General features: G+C 60.7%; 16 protein-coding genes. 13 read left to right on the plus strand and 3 right to left on the minus strand.

Going from position 1 to position 18,979, the window contains the following annotated elements; all coding sequences use genetic code 11:
- The first annotated feature begins 61 nt into the window (after positions 1–61).
- The 7 genes from ACQZ60_RS23300 (at position 62) to ACQZ60_RS23330 (ending at position 8,815) form a co-directional block, all read left to right on the plus strand.
- On the plus strand, positions 62–1,243 hold the full coding sequence (locus tag ACQZ60_RS23300; RefSeq protein ID WP_448736215.1) for a glycosyl transferase family 1: 1,182 nt from the start codon (positions 62–64) through the stop codon (positions 1,241–1,243).
- A 17-nt stretch (positions 1,244–1,260) separates the two neighbouring features.
- On the plus strand, positions 1,261–2,259 hold the full coding sequence (locus ACQZ60_RS23305; protein ID WP_060723808.1) for a glycosyltransferase family 2 protein: 999 nt from the start codon (positions 1,261–1,263) through the stop codon (positions 2,257–2,259).
- Positions 2,256–3,200, plus strand: a complete 945-nt coding sequence (locus ACQZ60_RS23310; RefSeq protein ID WP_003508511.1) for a glycosyltransferase family 2 protein — start codon at positions 2,256–2,258, stop codon at positions 3,198–3,200. Before ACQZ60_RS23305 ends, ACQZ60_RS23310 begins: the two co-directional genes overlap by 4 nt.
- Positions 3,200–4,195 (plus strand): glycosyltransferase family 2 protein, encoded by a 996-nt coding sequence (locus ACQZ60_RS23315; protein WP_448736216.1) that lies wholly within the window; start codon positions 3,200–3,202, stop codon positions 4,193–4,195. The genes ACQZ60_RS23310 and ACQZ60_RS23315 overlap by 1 nt, the downstream gene beginning before the upstream one ends.
- Before the next feature lie 67 nt (positions 4,196–4,262).
- Positions 4,263–5,168, plus strand: coding sequence for a UTP--glucose-1-phosphate uridylyltransferase (locus tag ACQZ60_RS23320; protein ID WP_003508507.1), 906 nt, complete (start codon positions 4,263–4,265; stop codon positions 5,166–5,168).
- 107 nt (positions 5,169–5,275) lie between these two features.
- Complete coding sequence (locus tag ACQZ60_RS23325; RefSeq protein WP_448736217.1) at positions 5,276–7,624, plus strand: polysaccharide biosynthesis tyrosine autokinase; 2,349 nt, start codon at positions 5,276–5,278, stop codon at positions 7,622–7,624.
- A gap of 246 nt (positions 7,625–7,870) precedes the next feature.
- Positions 7,871–8,815, plus strand: a complete 945-nt coding sequence (locus tag ACQZ60_RS23330) for a 2-hydroxyacid dehydrogenase (RefSeq protein WP_448736218.1) — start codon at positions 7,871–7,873, stop codon at positions 8,813–8,815.
- 17 nt (positions 8,816–8,832) lie between these two features.
- Here ACQZ60_RS23330 and ACQZ60_RS23335 read toward each other — a convergent pair whose 3' ends face one another.
- A complete protein-coding gene (locus tag ACQZ60_RS23335; protein ID WP_448736219.1) occupies positions 8,833–11,808 on the minus strand; it encodes a PAS domain-containing protein in 2,976 nt (991 codons plus the stop codon).
- A gap of 364 nt (positions 11,809–12,172) precedes the next feature.
- Here ACQZ60_RS23335 and ACQZ60_RS23340 point away from each other — a divergent pair, with 364 nt between their 5' ends.
- The 3 genes from ACQZ60_RS23340 to ACQZ60_RS23350 all read left to right on the plus strand — a co-directional run bounded on the left by ACQZ60_RS23340 (position 12,173) and on the right by ACQZ60_RS23350 (position 15,333).
- Positions 12,173–13,171 (plus strand): ABC transporter substrate-binding protein, encoded by a 999-nt coding sequence (locus ACQZ60_RS23340; RefSeq protein WP_035263625.1) that lies wholly within the window; start codon positions 12,173–12,175, stop codon positions 13,169–13,171.
- Positions 13,172–13,391: 220 nt separating this feature from the next.
- Positions 13,392–14,279: an ABC transporter permease gene (locus ACQZ60_RS23345; protein ID WP_035263623.1), complete on the plus strand. Its 888-nt coding sequence runs from the start codon at positions 13,392–13,394 to the stop codon at positions 14,277–14,279.
- On the plus strand, positions 14,272–15,333 hold the full coding sequence (locus ACQZ60_RS23350) for a quaternary amine ABC transporter ATP-binding protein (protein ID WP_448736220.1): 1,062 nt from the start codon (positions 14,272–14,274) through the stop codon (positions 15,331–15,333). The genes ACQZ60_RS23345 and ACQZ60_RS23350 overlap by 8 nt, the downstream gene beginning before the upstream one ends.
- Here ACQZ60_RS23350 and ACQZ60_RS23355 read toward each other — a convergent pair.
- A complete protein-coding gene (locus ACQZ60_RS23355; RefSeq protein ID WP_448736221.1) occupies positions 15,325–16,569 on the minus strand; it encodes a TIGR03862 family flavoprotein in 1,245 nt (414 codons plus the stop codon). The two genes, ACQZ60_RS23350 and ACQZ60_RS23355, sit on opposite strands and share 9 nt — an antisense overlap.
- 53 nt (positions 16,570–16,622) lie before the next feature.
- Here ACQZ60_RS23355 and ACQZ60_RS23360 point away from each other — a divergent pair, with 53 nt between their 5' ends.
- The 3 genes from ACQZ60_RS23360 (at position 16,623) to ACQZ60_RS23370 (ending at position 18,654) form a co-directional block, all read left to right on the plus strand.
- On the plus strand, positions 16,623–17,210 hold the full coding sequence (locus ACQZ60_RS23360; RefSeq protein ID WP_448736222.1) for an IMPACT family protein: 588 nt from the start codon (positions 16,623–16,625) through the stop codon (positions 17,208–17,210).
- Between the two features lie 140 nt (positions 17,211–17,350).
- Positions 17,351–18,019 (plus strand): pseudouridine synthase, encoded by a 669-nt coding sequence (locus ACQZ60_RS23365; RefSeq protein WP_174058399.1) that lies wholly within the window; start codon positions 17,351–17,353, stop codon positions 18,017–18,019.
- A gap of 8 nt (positions 18,020–18,027) precedes the next feature.
- Positions 18,028–18,654 (plus strand): class I SAM-dependent methyltransferase, encoded by a 627-nt coding sequence (locus tag ACQZ60_RS23370; protein WP_448736223.1) that lies wholly within the window; start codon positions 18,028–18,030, stop codon positions 18,652–18,654.
- Here ACQZ60_RS23370 and ACQZ60_RS23375 read toward each other — a convergent pair whose 3' ends face one another.
- Entirely contained in the window at positions 18,655–18,840 is a 186-nt protein-coding gene (locus ACQZ60_RS23375; protein ID WP_003508485.1) for a hypothetical protein, read from the minus strand.
- Between the last annotated feature and the right edge of the window lie 139 nt (positions 18,841–18,979).

The raw sequence follows: 18,979 nt of genomic DNA on the forward strand, positions 1-18,979 counted from the left end.
TTTTTTTGAACCAAACCGTCATCCGCGGCGTCTCTGACGCATGAACCAACCGGACCCTTGCATGACCCATGTTCTATATCTCGCGCATGATCTGTCGGACCCCGCCATTCGTCGGCGGGTGCTGACCTTGCTTGCGGGCGGGGCACGGGTCACGCTGGCCGGTTTCCGGCGTGGGCAGAACCGGCTGGCGGAGATTGAAGGCGTCGTGCCCGTTGTGCTCGGGGAAACCGCCGACGGGCAGTTTTTACAGCGCATGGCGGCGGTGGCGAAAGCCAGCCTCTCGCTGAGCAAGACCCTGAACGACATCCCCGCGCCCGATGTCATTCTTGCCAGAAACCTGGAAATGCTGGCTTTGGCAAAGCGGGCCATGTCGATCTATGCCGGGCAGCCGGCACTGGTTTATGAATGTCTCGACATTCACCGCCTGCTTCTCAACAAGGGCAAGCCCGGGCAGATGCTGAACGCCGCCCAGCGTTATTTCGCCCGCGACGCGAAACTGCTGATCACCAGTTCTCCGGCCTTTGTGGAGCATTATTTCAAGCCCGTGTCCGGCCTCGACCTTCCCGTCCTGCTGCAGGAAAACAAGGTGCTGGCGCTCGACACCGCCGTTGCCGCCGCACCGCAACCGCGCCCGCCCGCCCCCGGCGAGCCGTGGAAAATCGGCTGGTTCGGCGCGCTTCGCTGCCGCAAATCACTTGAAATCCTTGCCGAATTTGCCGGACGCATGGAAGGCAGGGTCGAAATCATCCTTCGCGGCCGGCCGGCCTATTCGGAGTTTTCAGATTTCGACGGTTTCGTAGCCGCCGCCCCGCATGTGCATTTCCACGGGCCTTACAAGAACCCCGAAGACCTCGCCGCCATCTATAACGAGGTGCAGTTCACCTGGGCGATCGACTTTTTCGAGGAAGGCCAGAATTCGAGCTGGCTTCTGCCCAACCGGCTTTATGAGGGTTGCCTTTATGGCACCCTGCCGATTGCACTTGCCGGCACGGAAACTGCGCGTTTCATCGAAAAGCGTGGTATCGGCTTTGTCCTGCAGAATGCCGACGCTGACGATCTTGCCGCCCTGTTTGCGGAGATGACCCCGCAAATCTATGCGGACGCCTTCAACACCCTCTCGACAACAGACAGGAAACAATGGCTGACCGACCGCGACGATTGCCGTCAGCTGGTCCAGCACTTGTCCTCTCTCGCCAAATCCGCCTCCGGCCACGCCCGCGAAGCGCAGTTTTCACCCGTGTAGTGCGTAGGGGGCAAATCATGGAAGGTCTTGGTCATTCCGGCATCAGAACGCTGATCGTCATACCCTGCCTCAATGAGGCGAAGACGATCGAGGGGCTGCTTGTCAAATTTACCGATGCGATGCAGGGGCGTCTCTTCCGCATCGTGGTCGCAGATGGCGGCAGCACGGATGGAACCCGCGATATCGTTTCCGCCTTTGCCGCAAAGGACGATCGCGTCACGCTTCTCGCCAATCCGAAGCGCATCCAGAGCGCCGGCATCAATCTTGCCGTCGCCACCTTCGGCGAGGATTTTGATTACCTCATCCGCATCGACGCCCATGGCGATTATCCCGATGATTATTGCCAGAGGCTGATCGAGGACGCCGAGCGCACCGGCGCGGATTCCGTCGTCGTCGCCATGGATACGGTCGGCCACGGCCTTTTCCAGAAGGCGACGGCCATCGCCCAGAATTCCAAGCTCGGCAATGGCGGCTCCAAGCACCGCGAAGGCGCCAAAGGCCACTGGATAGACCACGGCCACCACGCGCTGATGCGGATCGCCGCTTTCGATGCGGTGGGCGGTTATGACGAGAGCTTCAGCCATAACGAGGATGCCGAACTGGATTTCCGGCTACGCAAATCCGGTTTCCGCCTCTGGATGACCGACAAGACCCGCATGACCTATTATCCGCGCGCAAGCGTCATGCCGCTGTTCAGGCAATATCTCGCCTATGGCCGTGGCCGGGCAAAGAACCTCCTGAAACATCGCTCGATCCCGAAAATCCGCCAGATGATTCCGCTCGCCGTCCTGCCGGTTTTCATCCTCGCGCTGCTGTCACTCGTGCATTGGGCCGCACTTATTCCGCTCGGCCTCTGGATCGCCGCATGTGTGGGTTATGGCTTGTGGATGGCAATAGGTCAGCAAAACCCATACGGCCCGCTCGCTGCCTTTTCGGCGATGGTGATGCATCTGGCCTGGTCCACCGGCTTCTGGCTGGAACTCCTGAAATTCCGGGGAAGAAAGGCTGTCTCATGACCGACAACACCGTCACCGGCACGCAAAATCTCAAGACCGTCGATATCGGCATCTGCACCTACAGACGCCCGGCGCTCGTCGCCACACTTCTGTCACTCTTCGAGCTGGATGTGCCGGAAGGCGTGAAAGTTCGCCTGATTGTGGCGGATAATGATGAAGAGCCGAGCGCCAAGGCAAGCGTCGATCGCCTGCGTGAAACCGCACCCTTCGAGATCACCTATGTTCATTGCCCGAAATCGAATATTTCGATTGCCCGCAATGCCTGCCTGTCGGAATGCAGCGCGGATTATCTGGCCTTTATCGATGATGACGAGACCGCCCCGCCGCATTGGCTGGCCGCCCTTCTGGAAAAAGCCGACGAGACCGGTGCGGAAACCGTCCTCGGCCCCGTGACGGCGGTTTACCGGGACAATGCGCCGGGCTGGATGAAACGCGGCGATTTCCACTCGACAGTTCCGGTGTGGGTGAATGGCGAGATCATCACCGGCTATACCTGCAACACGCTGCTCAAGATGGATGCGCCCTCGGTGAAGGGCCGGCGCTTCGCGCTGGCGCTCGGCCAGAGCGGCGGCGAGGACACCCATTTCTTCTCGCATCTTCACGCCGCAGGCGGCCGTATTGTCTTTGCTGAAGACGCCGTCTTGTCGGAGCCGGTTCCGGAAAATCGGGCAAGCTTCATGTGGCTTGCCAAACGCCGCTTCCGCTCCGGCCAAACCCACGGCCGCGTGCTGGCTGAAAAGAAACCCGGCGCACGCCGTGTGGTTCAGGTGCTGAAGGCAGGTTCGAAAGTCCTGTATTGTGGCGTATTCGCCGCCTTGAGCGGCTTCAACGCCGTGCGCCGCAACCGTTATGCGCTGCGCGGCGCGCTGCATATGGGCTCGATGAGCGGCGCTTTCGGCGTGCGCGAAATCCGCCAGTATGGCGCGGTGGAGGCAACCTGATGGAAAATCTCACCTCCCCGCCCGATGTCAGCTTCGTCATTGCCGCCTATAACGCCGCCGATACGATCGAAGCCGCCGTTCAAAGCGCTCTCGACCAGCAGGGTGTGACGCTGGAAGTGATCGTCGTCGACGACCGTTCCGCCGATGACACCATCCCGTTCGTTGAGGCGATTGCCGCCATCGATCCCCGCATCCGCCTGCTTGCGCTCGAAGAAAACCGCGGTCCGGGTGGTGCACGCAATGCCGGCATCGAGGCCGCGACGGGACGCTGGATCGCCGTGCTCGATTCCGACGACGTCATCCGCCCGGAGCGTTCTGCCTGCATGATGTGCCGGGCGGAGGCCGCGAATGCTGACATCGCTGTCGATAATCTCGATGTGGTCTATACCGACGGCAGGCCGATGGAGACGATGTTTCCGGAAGAGTTTCTGGAGGAACGATCCACCCTCACGCTTGAGGACTTCATTTCCTCCAACATCCTGTTCCGTTCCACCTTCAATTTCGGCTACATGAAACCGATGTTCCGGCGCGATTTCCTCAATAGCGAGGCACTGCGCTTCCGCGAGGATATCCGCATCGGCGAGGATTATATCCTGCTCGCCTCGGCGCTCGCCGCCGGCGGCCTCTGCGTCATCGAACCGAAGCCGGGTTACATTTACAATATCCGCGAAGGCTCGATTTCGCGCGTGCTCGAACTTCATCACGTCGAAGCGATGATGCGGGCGGATCAGGAATTCCTGAGCCATTACACTCTGCTGCCCGCCGCCATGGATGCGCAGCAGGCGAGAGCCCGCAGCCTGCGGCTGGCGCATAATTTTTTGACATTGGTGGAAAACATCAAGCGCCGCTCGGTACTGGGCGCCTTGAAGACCACAATCCGAGATCCTGCCGTGCTGGGGCACTTAAGAATGCCGATTGCAGTGCGGCTGAGGAGGCTGCGGGACGCCATGTTTGCGCCCGGAGCGAATACAGGGGTGAAAAGACAGATTTCGTGAAATTTACGCGTAGACGAAATCTGCGCGGGGACTGGGGACAGATCAAACCTTGATGAAGGAGAACGCGATGGACCTGAACAAAACTGTCAGAAAAGCCGTCATTCCGGTAGCCGGCAACGGCACGCGGTTTTTGCCCGCCACCAAGGCGATGCCAAAGGAAATGCTGACGATCGTCGACCGTCCGGTCGTGCAATATGCCGTCGACGAGGCCATGCAGGCCGGTATCGAACACATCATTTTCGTCACGAGCCGCAACAAGACCGCCATCGAAGACTATTTCGACAGCGCGCCTGAACTCATCAATACCCTCACCCGTTCCGGCAAGACCGTGCAGGTGTTGCAGCTTGAAAAGATGCTGCCGGTTGCCGGCACCGTCAGCTATACGCGCCAGCAGGTGCCGCTTGGTCTCGGCCACGCCGTCTGGTGCGCGCGCGAACTGGTGGGCAAGGAGCCTTTCGCGCTGCTTCTGCCTGACATGGTGTCCTATGGCGCACGCGGCTGCATTGCCGGGCTGATGGAGCTTTATGACGAAGTCGGCGGTAATATTCTCGGCGTCGAGGAATGCCTGCCGGAGGAAGTGTCGTCCTATGGCGTCGTCGGCGTCGGCCAGAAGGTCAATCACGGCTTTGCGGTCACCGAAATGGTCGAAAAGCCGGAACCATCCAAGGCGCCTTCGAATTATTACCTGAATGGCCGTTACATCCTGCAGCCGGAAATCTTCGATATTCTCGCCAAGCAGGAGCGCGGCGCGGGCAATGAAATCCAGTTGACCGACGGCATGAGGCGGCTTGCGGAAAAGCAGTCTTTCCATGCGCAGAAATATAGCGGTCGCACCTTCGACTGCGGCAGCAAGCAGGGCTTCATTGCCGCAAACGTCGCCTTCTCGCTGCTGCGCGCGGACATGGAAGCCCAGGTTCTCGCTTCGGTGAAGGAACTGGTGGCGAACCACGAAAGCCGCGTCCAGGCGGCCTGACTTTAATCGCGCCGCCGGGGGAGGCGGCCGGCGCACCAATAACGGGGGGCGGGAAGGCGAGTTTATTCGGCTTCCCGCGTACCATTTTTAATTCACAAGGTAGGTCCATGCACCACAAGACCTTTAAATCCAATATCGGTTTTCCGGAGTCCGGCAAGGATTCCGACACGTTCATCGACCTCGACCGCCTGTGGGCCGCCGTGGTGCGTCGTGCCAATGTCATTGCCGCTTCGGTCATCGCCGCCGTGGTTCTGGCCGGCCTTTATCTGGTGCTTGCGACCCCCGTTTACACCGCGATGACGCAGGTGCTCCTGGATGAAAGCCTTTCCCGTTATGCGGAAGAGGAATCGCCGGTGCCCGCCGCGCAGATCGTCGACAACCGCATCGCCAGCGCCGTGGAAATTTTAAAATCCAAGGAAATGGCCCTGACCGTGGTCGACAAGGCAAGGCTTTACGAGAACGACACCATCGTCAATCCGCCGATGTCGCCGGTCGAACTCGTCAAATCCTCCGTGCGCGGCATTCTCGATCTCGTCCTGCCGGGCGATCCGCCGGTCTCCGAAGCCGCAATCCGCGCCGGACGCAGAGAAAAGGCCGCCGCCGTTCTGCAGCAGTCGCTGACGGTGGAACGTGTCGGCCGCAGCTCGGTCATCGCCATCTCCACCCGCTCGACCGACCGTCAGCTGGCCGCGCAGATCGCCAAGACCTATGCGCAGGCCTATCTCACCGAACAGCTGAACGCCAATTTCGACGCCAGCGAGCGCGCTTCGGTATGGCTGCAGGAACGCATGACGGACCTGAACCAGCGCGCCCAGGCAGCTGAACTGGCGGTGCAGAAATTCAAGTCGGACAACAACATCGTCTCTTCGCGCGGCGAGCTGATGTCCGAAGGCCAGCTTGCCGACCTGAACGGCCAGCTGATCGCCGCTCAGGCCGATGCCGCGACCGCCTCTGCCCGCTATAGCCAATATAAATCGATCATCGACCGGGGACCGGACGCGGCTGTCGACAATGCCGTGGTTTCGGCCCGCGACACCGATAATTCGGTCATTCAGGATCTGCGCAAACGCTACATCACCATTTCCGACCGACAGCAGGGCATCGTCCAGCAATTCGGCGCTGATCACCCGCAGGCGATCGCGCTGGATGCCGAGAAGAAAGAGGTTTCGCGGCAGATCTATCAGGAACTACAACAGCTGACCGGCAGTCTGAAGAACGAATACGACGTCGCCAATTCCCGCGTGCAGTCCCTGCGCGACAATATCGAAGGTGTTGCCGGCCGCAATTCGCAGGCCAACATCACCATGGTGCAGCTGCGCGAACTCGAGCAGCGGGCAACGGCGCTGCGCACCCTCTACCAGTCCTATCTCGGACGCTTCGAGGAGGCTTCGCAGAAACAGTCGCTGCCCATCGCCAAAGCACGCATCATTTCCGAAGCGGGCCTGCCGACATCGCCTTCCAGCCCGAAAAAGACCATGACCATGGCGCTTTCGGTCGTTCTCGGCCTGATGCTCGGTGGCGGTATCGCAGCGCTTCTCGAATTCCGGGATCGCTTCTTCCATACCGGCAACGATGTGCGTGACAATCTGCGCATGCGTTTTCTCGGTTACCTGCCCTTCATCGGTGAAAGGGGCGTGGAAAACGCCAAGGCGGGCAACAGCGCCGCCACCCCCGGCGGCGAGAACGCCACGCTTGACGAGAGCGGACAGGTCTCGTTCCAGAAAATGCTGCGCCTGGCCGTGGACAGCCCGCGTTCCAGCTTTGCGGAAACGCTGCGTAACGTGAAGCTGACGGCGGATGTCGTCATTCAGGAACGCCAGTGCCGGGTCATCGGCGTGATTTCCTGCCTGCCGAACGAAGGCAAGTCGGTCGTGGCGCTCAATCTCGCCGGGCTGATCGCCTCCACCGGCAAGCGCACGCTGGTGGTGGATGCGGATATCCGCAACCCCGGCCTCAGCCGCATGCTGACGACACGCCAATCCGCCGGCCTCGTCGAAGTGGTGCTCGATGAAGTTCCGTGGACGCAGGCGGTGAAGGTGGATACGCGCACGAAAATGGGCATCCTGCCGGTTTCCACTAGCAACCAGTTCGCCCATTCGAGCGAGCTGCTCTCCTCCTCCGGCATGCGCAAATTCATCGACTCCGCCCGCGAGGCCTGCGATTACATCATCGTCGACTTGGCGCCCGTGGTTCCCGTCATCGACGCCAAGGCCTTTGCGCCGCAGGTGGACGGTTTCGTCTTCGTCACCGAATGGGGCAAGACGCCGATCCAGATGGTGCAGAACCTGATGGCCAACGAACCGCAGATCGCCAACAAGACGCTCGGCATCGTGCTGAACAAGACCGACATGACGGAATTGCAGCGTTATGCCGGCCCCGGCGGTTCGGAGCATTATCACGAGAAATTCTCGGCCTATTACGGCGATGCGAAGCCGCCGGTAAAGGAAGATGCGTAATGGTGGAGATTTAACAGGCCGGTTGCATCCACACTCCGTCACCCCGGCCCCCGAGCCGGGGTCCAGCCAGCCCAAGTCCTTGGGCTGAAAAGAAGTCTTGGCGCCGCGCAGACGCGCGGCGGCTGGATGCCGGATCTAGTCCGGCATGACGGAAGAATCACAAATTCCCCCATTCCACCCATGGTATTGCCCGCCGAAATTGCGCATTGATGGCGCGACGCTAAAATCGCAAGCAGGATCAGTCCCATGCCATCACCCATCGCCTTTGTTTCACGGATGAATGCGGAAACGGAAGCCGTCTGGAAACAGGCGCTACGCGCCGCAATGCCCCAGGAGGAAATCCTTTCCTTCGCCGAATTGACGGGCGAGCAGCGACGGGCAGTGGATTTCGCCATCGTCGCCAATCCCGATCCGGCCGATATCGCGGCACTTCCGGGCCTCAAATGGATCCACAGCCTGTGGGCGGGTGTCGAGCGGCTGGTGCTGGAACTGGGCGATAAGGCTCCCCCCATCGTTCGCCTGAAGGACCCGGAGCTTTCCCGCGTCATGGCCGAAGCCGTGCTGGCATGGACCTATTACCTGCAGCGCGACATGCCCGCCTATCGCGAAAACCAAAAAAAGGCGCTCTGGCAGGAGCTGAACTATCGCCACCCCGGCGAGATGACCGTCGGTCTCCTCGGCCTCGGAGCGCTCGGCACGGCTGCGGCGGAACGCCTTATCCATGCCGGTTTCAACGTTGCAGGCTGGAGCCGCTCGGCCAAGGCGATAAAGGGCGTGGAAACACTGACCGGCGATGACGGACTGCAGGCATTGCTGGAAAAGAGCGACATTCTCGTCTGCCTCGTGCCGCTTACCGATGCGACGCGCGGTCTTCTCGATGCCGGCCGTCTCGCTGCAATGAAACAGGGCGCGGCACTCATCAACTTCGCCCGCGGTGCCGTCATCGTCGCCGATGAACTGATTGCGGCACTTGATTCCGGCAGGCTTTCGCACGCCGTTCTCGATGTCTTCGAGCAGGAGCCGCTGCCCGCCGCTTCCGCCTTCTGGCAACACCCCAAAGTTACGGTCCTGCCGCATATTTCCGCGCCGACAAGCCGGGAAAGTTCGGCCCGGATCGTCGCCGGCAATGTCCGCACATGGCGGGAAACGGGCGGGCTGCCGGAGACGGTCGACATGGCCCGCGGCTATTGAACAGGCGGCAAGGCGGCCTATTCGGCCGCCACCGACTTGCCCGTATGGGCCTGTTCAACGGCGGAGACGATCTGCTGTTCGTCATAGGGCTTGGTCAAGAGAACCGCGCTTGCCGGCGCTCCTTCCGGCAAATGGCTGTCTCCCGTCGCAAACACAATGGCAAGCCCCGGCTTGCGGCGCAGGGCCTCCACCGCCAGCTCGCCGCCCATCATATCGGGCAGGCCGATGTCGGTGACAAGAACGTCGATCTGATCCGCTTCGATAGCCTTCAGCGCCTGCGCCGCATTTCCAGCCTCGACGACGGCAAAGCCGCTCTCCGAGAGCATCTCCGTCGAATTCATCCGGATCAACTCATCATCCTCGACGAGAAGAACGCGTATGGACCGGTTTTGATTTTCGACCGCCCTGACCGGTTCGGAAAGTTTCGAAGGACCCGGCGCCGATGTCGGCCGCGCTCTCGACAGCGAAACCTGTTTGCGGTTGGCGATGACGTGGCGGATACGCCGCGCCAGCGCTTCGCGCGTATAGGGTTTGGAAAGCAGCTCCACCCCGGCATCCAGCTTGCCGCCATGCACGATGGAGTTTTCGGTGTAACCCGAGGTGAAGAGAACGGCGAGGTTGGGCAGCCGTTCCTGCGCGCGGCGCGCCATTTCCCGGCTTTTCAACGGTCCGGGCATCACCACGTCGGTAAAGATGACATCGATCGGAATGCCGCTTTCCACCACCGTCAAACCGGCCTGCGCATCGCGGGCGGTGAGCACGCGGTAACCGAGATCGCTCAAGGTCTCGACGACGGTGTTGCGCACTTCCTCGTCATCTTCCACCACAAGAATGGTTTCCGTGCCGCCCTCCACGGGGCCGGTCGGCATCACCACTTCCCTGTCCTCATCGGCGGCGGAGCGCGGCAGATACATCTTCACCGTCGTGCCCTGCCCCACCTCGCTATAGATGTTGACGTGGCCGCTAGACTGTTTCGCAAAACCATAGACCATCGAAAGCCCGAGGCCGGTGCCCTTGCCTTCCGGCTTTGTCGAGAAGAACGGCTCGAAGACCTTTTCGAGAATTTCCGGCGACATGCCCGAACCCGTATCGGTGACGGCGAGCATCACATATTGCCCCGCTGAAACTTCCGAGTGCTTGCGAGCATAATCGCGGTCAAGAACCGCATTTCCGACCTCGATGGTCAGCTTGCCCTGCCCTTCCATGGCGTCGCGCGCATTGATGGCCAGATTGAGAAGAGCGTTCTCCACCTGGTTGGGGTCGGCATAGGTGTTCCAGAGACCACCCGAGGTGATGACCTCCACCTCGATCGCCTCGCCGAGCGAGCGGCGAAGCAGATCGTCCATGCCGGTTACGAAACGGGCGATATTGATGACGCGCGGCTCCAGCGCCTGGCGGCGGCCGAAGGCCAGAAGCTGGCTGGCCAGCTTTGCGCCGCGATGAACGCCGGCAAGCGCGTTTTCCAGCCGCCGCTCCGCACGTTCATTGCCGATCACATCCTTCGACAGCAATTGCAGATTGCCGGCGATAACTTGCAGCAGATTGTTGAAATCATGCGCCACGCCGCCGGTGAGCTGGCCGATGGATTCCATTTTCTGCGCCTGCTGTAGCGCCTTTTCGGTCTGGCGACGCTCGGCCATTTCCGCCTCGACACGCGCCTCGAGGCTCTCGTTCAATTGCCGAAGCTGCTCTTCCGCCCGGATGCGGTGGCGAATTTCGCGCTCAAGATTGCTCGCATGTTCCTTGAGGGTGTTTTCGGCCCGCCGCTGTTCGGTGACATCCGTATGGACGCCGACCCATTCGGCAATGGCGCCGGCCTTGTCGAAAATCGGCACGCCACGGATCGCAAAAGTGCGGTAGACGCCGTCATGGCGGCGCACCCGATGTTCCCAGATATAGGTCGACTTTTCCGCGACCGCTTTGTTCCAGCTGTCGACAGACCCCTGCCTGTCCTCGGGATGGACCGCGTCCGCCCAGCCAAAACCCTGATAGTCTTCCGGAGTCTGGCCCGTCAAAGCGCTCCAGGCGGGTTGTTCGCCCAGCATCATTCCTTCGGCGCTGTTGGTCCACAGCACGCCGTGCACGGCATCCACCGCAGCACGGAAACGATTGTTGCTGATGAGGATTTCCCGCTCCGAGCGCTTGCGCTCCTCGATATCGATGATCAGCACATAGATGCCGTCGATGGAGCCATCGGCAATGTAACGCGGAACATAGCGGATTTCGGCGGCGCGCGTGCTGCCGTCCGGTCTGCTGATCACGGTATCCGAAACGATCTTCTCGCCGCTGAGTGCGCGGTCGAGATAGGCCCTGCGGGCCTCGAAAAACGCCTCGCCGACGATTTCGGGAACGCTGCGGCCGATCACCTCCTCGGCGCGGCGACCGAACCATTCCAGATAGCCGTCATTGGCGAATTTATAAACGTAGTCACGGTCGACATATCCGACCAGAATGGGCAGGGCATTGGTAAGCCGGCTCAGTTCCTTGCGGCTCTGTTCCAGCGCCTCCACGGCTTTCACCTTGTCGGTATTTTCAAGCACGGTGCATAAAACGCCGTCTACCGTGCCGCCTTCATTATAGATCGGCGTGTAGAACAGATCGAAGATCACCTCTTCCGGCAGGCCATGTCGCATCAGCGTCATCGGCTGGTCGCGATAGGCCATGACCTCACCGCGAAAACCGGCTTCGAGAATGCGGCTGTTCCAGTCCCATATTTCCGGCCAGATGCCGGGCACGGTTCCGCCCAGCGCCTGCGGGTGATAATTGCCGGCGATCTCCGCATAGCCGTCATTATAGATCATCACATGATCCCTGCCCCACATCAGCACCTGCGGAATGGGCGAGTTGACGACGGAATTGGCTTTTTGCCTCAGATTTTGCGGCCAGTCGCAAATAGGACCGAGCGATGTCTTCGACCAGTCGAAGCGGCGCACAAGCTCACCCGTTTCACCGCCACCGATCGGCCATACCGGCGCAGCACCAAGATTGGTCATTCAACATCACCACAAAAACCGAGAGAAAATCTCCCGTAATACAGAACAGGATAAAAGTCCAAGAAAACAGAAACTTCCGCTTATTGTTCCCAAGCTTTTCAGAAAATTGAAAAAGTTCCATCGCGGCGTAAATGTCGCAAGGCGAGTGCTAAACCATCAGACATTTCAGGACCTTCGTGCGAGAAATTTCTCCAATATATCCTTACGACCCCGCCTTCGTTTGACAATTGGCATCCTCAATACGCCAGAAATTGCCGCAAACGGGATGGCGACAAAGGAATTATTAAGCCTCAATAAGGGTGCTGGCGGTCGCGGTGCCGTCAGCGCCCGGGTCTTCGCCACACCGCGACCAGAGGGAACAACAATGAAAATACTTTTGGGTGCCACAATTCTTTCCGCCGGCTTCGCCTTTTCAGGCGGCGCGGCCTATGCCGCCGACTGTGGAAACGTGACGATCGCCAGCATGAACTGGCAATCCGCCGAAGTCGCCGCCAATCTGGACAAGCTCATTCTCGAAAAGGGCTACGGATGCTCCGCCGAAATCGTCACCGGCGATACCGTGCCGACTTTGACCTCCATGGCCGAAAAAGGCCAGCCGGATATCGCGCCTGAGGCATGGGTCAGCCTGCAGCCGGAAATCGTCAAGCAGGGGCTGGAAGGCGGCAAGGTCGTTGCAGCCGCCAAGATCCTCTCGGACGGCGCGGTCCAGGGCTGGTGGATTCCGAAATATGTCGCCGACGCCAATCCCGATCTCAAGACCATTCCGGACCTCTTCAAACATCCCGAACTCTTCCCCTCGCCCGAAGACAAGTCCAAGGGCGCCGTGTTCAACGGCCCGCAGGGCTGGGGCGGCACTGTCGTCACCGCGCAGCTTTTCAAGGCTTTCGGCGGTGAAAAGGCCGGCTTCACCCTCGTCGACACCGGCTCCGCCGCGGGTCTCGACGGCTCCATCGCCAAGGCTTACGAAGCCAAGCAGCCTTGGGTCGGTTATTACTGGGCGCCCACCTCGCTGCTCGGCAAATATGAGATGGTGAAGCTCGGCTTCGGCGCCGACTACGATGCGGCTGAATGGAAGCGCTGCACATCCGTCGCCGACTGCGCGGACCCGAAGCCGAACGCATGGCAGGTGGATGACGTGCAGACGCTGGTGAGCAAGACCTTCGCCGATCGTGCCGGCCCGGCCATGGACTATCTGAACAAGCGCGCCTGGACCAATGACACCGTCAACAAGCTGATTGCCTGGATGACGGACAACCAGGCGACCGGTGAAGACGGCGCCAAGCACTTCCTGAAGGAAAACGAAGCGCTGTGGACGGGCTGGGTATCTCCTGACGTCGCGGAAAAGGTCAAGGCCGCCCTTTAAAAGCCGGTCCCTGCATATCTGCCCGGCAAACGGCGTCCGCCAGCGGCGACGCCGCGCCCGCATCGGCCCTGGAATGCCTCCCGGCTTTCCGGTGACGATGCGCCGGTTCAACAGAGCGTTCCGCCCTGCGTCCTGACGGATGCGCGGCGCTCTGACGATTTTACTCCCGGAGTGCGGAGGATATCGATCCCCGCCTCCGGTTCGTCATGGAGAACAGGATATGGAATGGCTTTTCAAATTTCCGACCATGAATGACGATGCTCTGCGCGCGCTGAAAAAAGTCATCGACGAGGGGTTCCGGGCTTTCACCCGAACCTATGGCGGCGCAATCGAGGGGTTGTTTACTCCCCTTCAGAGCTTCCTCATCTGGGCGGAAAGGCTTTTGATCGGCGCACCCTGGCCGGTCGTTATTCTTATTGTCGGCGCGCTTGCCTGGTTCGGCAGCCGCAGCGCCACCATTGTTTCGCTCTGTTGCGGCATTCTCTTCGCCATCGGCTGGTTCGGCATGTGGGAAGACACGATGAAGACGGTCTCGATGATCTTCGTCTGCGCCGTGTTGTCCATCGTCGTCGGCCTGCCCATCGGCATCGCCATGGCGCGCTCCAACCGCCTGCAGAGCGTGGTCAATCCCGTTCTCGACGTGATGCAGACGATGCCGAGTTTCGTCTATCTCATTCCCGTCGTCATGCTGCTCGGCATCGGCCGCGTGCCCGGCGTCATCGCCGTCGTCATCTATGCCATTCCGCCGATGATCCGGCTTACCAATCTCGGTATCCGCATGGTCGACCGCGACGTGCTGGAGGCGGCCGATGCCTTCGGCTCTTCCAAGCGCCAGAAGCTTTTCAAGGTGCAGCTGCCGCTCGCACTGCCCACCATCATGGCCGGCATCAACCAGACCATCATGATGGCGCTCGCCATGGTCGTCATCGCTTCCATGATTGGCGTGCAGGGCCTCGGTCAGCCGGTGCTGAAGGCCATCGCCAACCAGTATTTCACGCTCGGCGTGTTCAACGGGCTTGCCATCGTCGGCATCGCCATCATCTTCGACCGCATCAGCCAGGCCTATGGCCTTCGCCTGCAAAAACACCGGGAAGTGGCGCATGGCTAGTCAATCGATCGAAATTCGCAGCCTCTACAAGATTTTCGGCCCCAGGGCGGCCGACTATGTCGAACCCGTCAAGGCCGGCATGTCCAAGGCGGATCTCAACGCCAAACATGGTCATGTGCTCGGCCTGCGGGATATCAACATCACCATGCCGGGCGGGCAGATCACCGTCATCATGGGCCTTTCCGGCTCAGGCAAATCGACACTGATCCGCCACGTCAACCGGCTGATCGACCCGACCGCCGGCGAAATCCTCTATGGCGGCACGGACGTGTGCCGCCTCAACGAAGCGGATCTGCTGGAGTTTCGCCGCCACAAGACGGCGATGGTGTTCCAGAAGTTCGGTCTGCTGCCCCACCGCAACGTGCTGCAGAATGTCGTCTACGGTCTCGAAGTGCAGGGCGTCGACAAGCGCGAGCGGGAAGAAAGGGCGGAAGTCTGGATCAGGCGCGTAGGGCTGGAAGGCTTCTCCAGCCATTATCCGAACCAGCTTTCGGGCGGCATGCAGCAGCGTGTGGGTCTGGCGCGGGCGCTCACCAACAATGCCGAAATCCTGTTGATGGACGAAGCCTATTCGGCGCTCGATCCGCTCATTCGCGTCGATATGCAGACGGTGCTGCTGGAACTGCAGAAAGAACTGAAAAAAACCGTGGTCTTCATCACCCATGATCTCGATGAGGCGCTGCGGCTGGGCGACAAGATCGCCATTCTGCGCGACGGCGAAATCATCCAGCAGGGCACGGCGGCCGAAATCGTCATGTCGCCGGCTGACAGCTATATCGAAGCCTTCGTGGAGGAGGTCAACCGCGGCCGGGTCATTCGCCTCGGCGCCATCGTCCAGCCGGAATTTTCCGGCCAGTCACGGCTTCAGCTCGATGCGGATATGACGGTCGAAGAGGGCCTGCGTGCGCTCGTCCGGGAAAATGTCAGCAGCGCCACAGTCGTCGGTGAAAACGGCAAATCGCTCGGCGCCGTCACCACCGATGCCATCATGCGCTGCCTCGTCAGAACCGCACATGGTGAGGAAGCAGGCACGGCTGAACGCTTGTCAGGCTGAGCCTTCAAGCCACGCGGCCATGCCCTTTGCGGCGGCCATGCCTGTGGCGAAACAGGCGGTCAAGAGATAGCCGCCGGTCGGCGCTTCCCAATCCAGCATTTCCCCGGCAGCAAATATGCCGGGGAGCTTTTCCAGCATGTAGTTCTCATCGAGACCGCTCCACGCGATACCGCCGGCCGATGAAATCGCCTCGGCAATCGGTCTCGTCCGCATAAGCGGTATCTCGGCATGTTTTATTCTCGCGGCGACGAAATCGTCCGGCATGGCCGCGATGTCGGGAAAGATTTCCCGCAGAAGCCCGACCTTCACAGCCGACAAGCCGGCCGCCTTGCGCATGCGGTTTGCAAAACTCTCCTTCCGTCCGAGTTTCGCCAGATCGCGGCTGAGGCGTTCGACCGTACGTCCCGGCGCAAGATCGATTGCGAGCGACACTTTGCCCGCCTCTTCCAGCCGGTCGCGCAGTGCGGCGGAATGGGCATAGATCACGCTACCCTCAATACCATGCTTCGTGATGACGAATTCGCCCTGAAAGGCTCCGGCCGGCGAAATGGTGATGGTGGATTTCACCGCTTCCCCCGCAAAACGCGCGCGGAAGACATCGCTCCAGTCAACGTCGAAACCGCAATTGGCGGGGCGGAACGGGGAAAGCACCACGCCTTTCTCCGCCAGCGCCGGAACCCATGCGGCGTCCGAACCGAGACGCGGCCAGCTTGCGCCGCCAAGCGCCAGAAGAACGGCATCGGCCTTGATGGCGACCTCGCCCTCCGGTGTCGCGAAAACCGGCTGCCCGCCGGAAAAACCTGTCCAGCGATGCCGCGTCCTGATGGTCACCCCCTGCACCTCCAGCCGGGCAAGCCATGCCCGCAGCAACGGCGACGCCTTCATGACGGAGGGAAACACCCGGCCCGAAGTGCCGACGAAAGTTTCCTGCCCCAGCCCCTGCGCCCAGTCGCGCAGCATATCCGGCGTAAAATCATCGAGAGCGGCGCGCAGTCTCGGTTCCGCATCGCCGAACCGGTGACGGAAGCTGTCGTAATCTTCGGCATGGGTGATGTTGAGGCCGGATTTTCCGGCCATCAGCAACTTACGCGCCACGGTCGGCATCGCCTCGAACACCGTCACGGCATGGCCTGCGGCCGAGAGCATCTCGGCCGCCATCAACCCCGCCGGTCCGCCGCCGATAATCGCGACCTGCCTCGCCTTTGCCAAAACCCTCTCCATCGCCATCTTCGCCATTCCGAGCCTTATACCGATTTCCGCACGCGAATATATGCGATATTGAAACGCCCATGTTCACGCTCGACCGACCCGTCACCTTTTCGCAGGATATCAAGAAAAGCCGCTTCATAGCCTTTGCCGCGCCGGTGACGGGCGAGGAGGATGCGAAAAACTTTCTTGCGGCGCATTCCGATCCCGACGCCAACCATAATTGTTGGGCATGGCGAAGCGGCCAGACCTATCGTTTCAGCGATGACGGCGAGCCTTCGGGCACGGCCGGGAAACCGATCCTTCAGGCGATAGACGGTCAGGCGCTGGACAATGTCGCCGTTCTCGTCATCCGCTGGTTCGGCGGCATTCTGCTCGGCAGCGGCGGGCTAATGCGCGCCTATGGCGGCACGGCGGCGGCCTGCCTGCGGCTTGGCGAAACCTCGCCGGTCATCGCCTATGTCAGCGCGACTTTGAGCTGCCCCTTCTCCGATCTCGCGCTGGTGAAATCGCGCCTTTCCGCCACACAGAACCTGCGGGTGGAAAAGGAAGATTTCAACGGAACCGGCGCGGATATGCTGCTTTCGGTTCCGGCAGAGGAAGCCGAACGGCTCAGCCGGCTTTTAAGCGACCTGACCAGCGGTCGCGTCAATCTCCACATTCCCGACTAGAGTTTTTTCGCTCTTCTTCGAATCGCGAAAACACTCTAACTCTTTGTTTTGGCGCATTTCCGGACGGAAAACCGGGCTCCACTTTTCCTGGAAATGCTCTAGCGCCTGTCCGAATGCGCAATTCGTGCTAAGGAAGCGACATGTCATCCGAGCTTTCCAACCCCGTCTATCATCCGCCACTCGACCCCTGGCTCACCATCGTGCACCGCGACGACGATCTGCTAGTGCTGGATAAGCCAAGCGGGCTTTTATCGGTGCCGGGACGCGATCCGGCGCTTTCGGACAGCCTGATGACGCGGGTGCAGAAACAGTTCCCGAAAGCGCTGATGATCAACCGGCTGGACAAGGACACCTCCGGCATCGTGCTGATGTCCCTGAACCGCAAGGCGCATGCGGCGATTGCGTCGCAGTTTGAAAACCGCCAGACGCGCAAATCCTATGTCGCCATTGTCTGGGGAGAGGTTGCGGGAGAAGCGGGAGAAGTGGACCTGCCGCTCGCCATCGATCCCGAAAACAAGCCCCGCCACCGGGTCGACCACGAGAGCGGCAAGCCGGCACAGAGCCTTTGGCGGGTGCTGGAGCGATTGCCGCTTCCGGCAACGCGGCTGGCGCTGACCCCGCTTACCGGCCGCACCCACCAATTGCGGGTGCATATGAAGGCGCTTGGCCACCCCATTCTCGGCGATGAATTTTATGCCGAAGGCGAAGCGCTCGCCGCTGCGCCGCGGCTGATGCTGCATGCGCAGGAGGTCGGGTTCCGCCATCCCGATGGCCGCGACGTCACCTATACCGTGCCCTGCCCCTTCTGAGGCCTGCGATGAAACAAAAAGCCGAAAGCTTCGTAGTAGATTTTGTCGGCGGTGCAGTTGGCCACCGTTTCCGCTCCGGCGAGGGGCGCGGACAGGCCCTGCCGAAAGCCGCGGGTTTCACAAAGGGCCGCACGCCAAAGATCGTGGATGCGACCGCAGGCCTCGGGCGCGACGCTTTTCTGCTGGCTTCACTGGGAGCGGAAGTGACCCTCATCGAACGCTCGCCGGGAATGCATGCCCATCTTGCGGACGGCATTCGCCGCGCATTGGAGGCTGGGGGCGCCTATGCCGAGGCGGCAGCACGCATGACGCTTCTTCACGGAGATTCACGCCAGTTACTGAAAGAGCTTTCACCGGAGGTGGTGATTGTCGACCCCATGCATCCGCCGCGCCACAACACGGCGCTGGTGAAAAAAGAGATGCGGGTGCTGAGGGAACTGGTTGGCTCCGACCCGGATCAGGTGGAGCTGATGGAGGCTGCGCTGGAGAATGCGACGAAACGGGTGGTTCTGAAATGGCCCCTGCGCGCCGAGCCGATGCCGGGCATTCGCAAGCCTTCGCATCAGATAATGGGCAAGAACACCCGTTATGATGTCTTCATGATCTTCGGAAAATCTCTCGACCCGGAGGAGTGATCAGCGGAAGCTCGGCTTGCGCTGCGCATTCATCAGAAGCTCGTGCCGCGAGGCGAACTCGCCGAACAGCTTTCGGAGCCGGGTTTCCTCGGCCTTGTCCAGCCGGTAACGCCTGCAGAATTCCGCGACGTTGAGGATCGGCTTGGTTCTGTTCCCGTCTATGGTCTTGTTGTCGATGATCTGCATGGCGCCCTCCGTGTAACAAAGGGGAAAACGTGACCGCAGGTCGGCGGTTCCTTATGAATTCGCATGGATGAGAAAAGAGCGTGCCGCCTGCACACGGCGTGATCAAGTTTTCTTGAAACTATCGCAGGAAACGAAATCC

Source organism: Agrobacterium sp. 22-223-1, from assembly GCF_053522385.1.

Bases quoted from the DNA above. Each gene is read 5' to 3' on its own strand.
- ACQZ60_RS23300 (WP_448736215.1), top strand. From the start codon at position 62: ATGACCCATGTTCTATATCTCGCGCATGATCTGTCGGACCCCGCCATT.
- ACQZ60_RS23305 (WP_060723808.1), top strand. From the start codon at position 1,261: ATGGAAGGTCTTGGTCATTCCGGCATCAGAACGCTGATCGTCATACCC.
- ACQZ60_RS23310 (WP_003508511.1), top strand. From the start codon at position 2,256: ATGACCGACAACACCGTCACCGGCACGCAAAATCTCAAGACCGTCGAT.
- ACQZ60_RS23315 (WP_448736216.1), top strand. From the start codon at position 3,200: ATGGAAAATCTCACCTCCCCGCCCGATGTCAGCTTCGTCATTGCCGCC.
- ACQZ60_RS23320 (WP_003508507.1), top strand. From the start codon at position 4,263: ATGGACCTGAACAAAACTGTCAGAAAAGCCGTCATTCCGGTAGCCGGC.
- ACQZ60_RS23325 (WP_448736217.1), top strand. From the start codon at position 5,276: ATGCACCACAAGACCTTTAAATCCAATATCGGTTTTCCGGAGTCCGGC.
- ACQZ60_RS23330 (WP_448736218.1), top strand. From the start codon at position 7,871: ATGCCATCACCCATCGCCTTTGTTTCACGGATGAATGCGGAAACGGAA.
- ACQZ60_RS23335 (WP_448736219.1), bottom strand. From the start codon at position 11,808: ATGACCAATCTTGGTGCTGCGCCGGTATGGCCGATCGGTGGCGGTGAA.
- ACQZ60_RS23340 (WP_035263625.1), top strand. From the start codon at position 12,173: ATGAAAATACTTTTGGGTGCCACAATTCTTTCCGCCGGCTTCGCCTTT.
- ACQZ60_RS23345 (WP_035263623.1), top strand. From the start codon at position 13,392: ATGGAATGGCTTTTCAAATTTCCGACCATGAATGACGATGCTCTGCGC.
- ACQZ60_RS23350 (WP_448736220.1), top strand. From the start codon at position 14,272: ATGGCTAGTCAATCGATCGAAATTCGCAGCCTCTACAAGATTTTCGGC.
- ACQZ60_RS23355 (WP_448736221.1), bottom strand. From the start codon at position 16,569: ATGGCGAAGATGGCGATGGAGAGGGTTTTGGCAAAGGCGAGGCAGGTC.
- ACQZ60_RS23360 (WP_448736222.1), top strand. From the start codon at position 16,623: ATGTTCACGCTCGACCGACCCGTCACCTTTTCGCAGGATATCAAGAAA.
- ACQZ60_RS23365 (WP_174058399.1), top strand. From the start codon at position 17,351: ATGTCATCCGAGCTTTCCAACCCCGTCTATCATCCGCCACTCGACCCC.
- ACQZ60_RS23370 (WP_448736223.1), top strand. From the start codon at position 18,028: ATGAAACAAAAAGCCGAAAGCTTCGTAGTAGATTTTGTCGGCGGTGCA.
- ACQZ60_RS23375 (WP_003508485.1), bottom strand. From the start codon at position 18,840: ATGCAGATCATCGACAACAAGACCATAGACGGGAACAGAACCAAGCCG.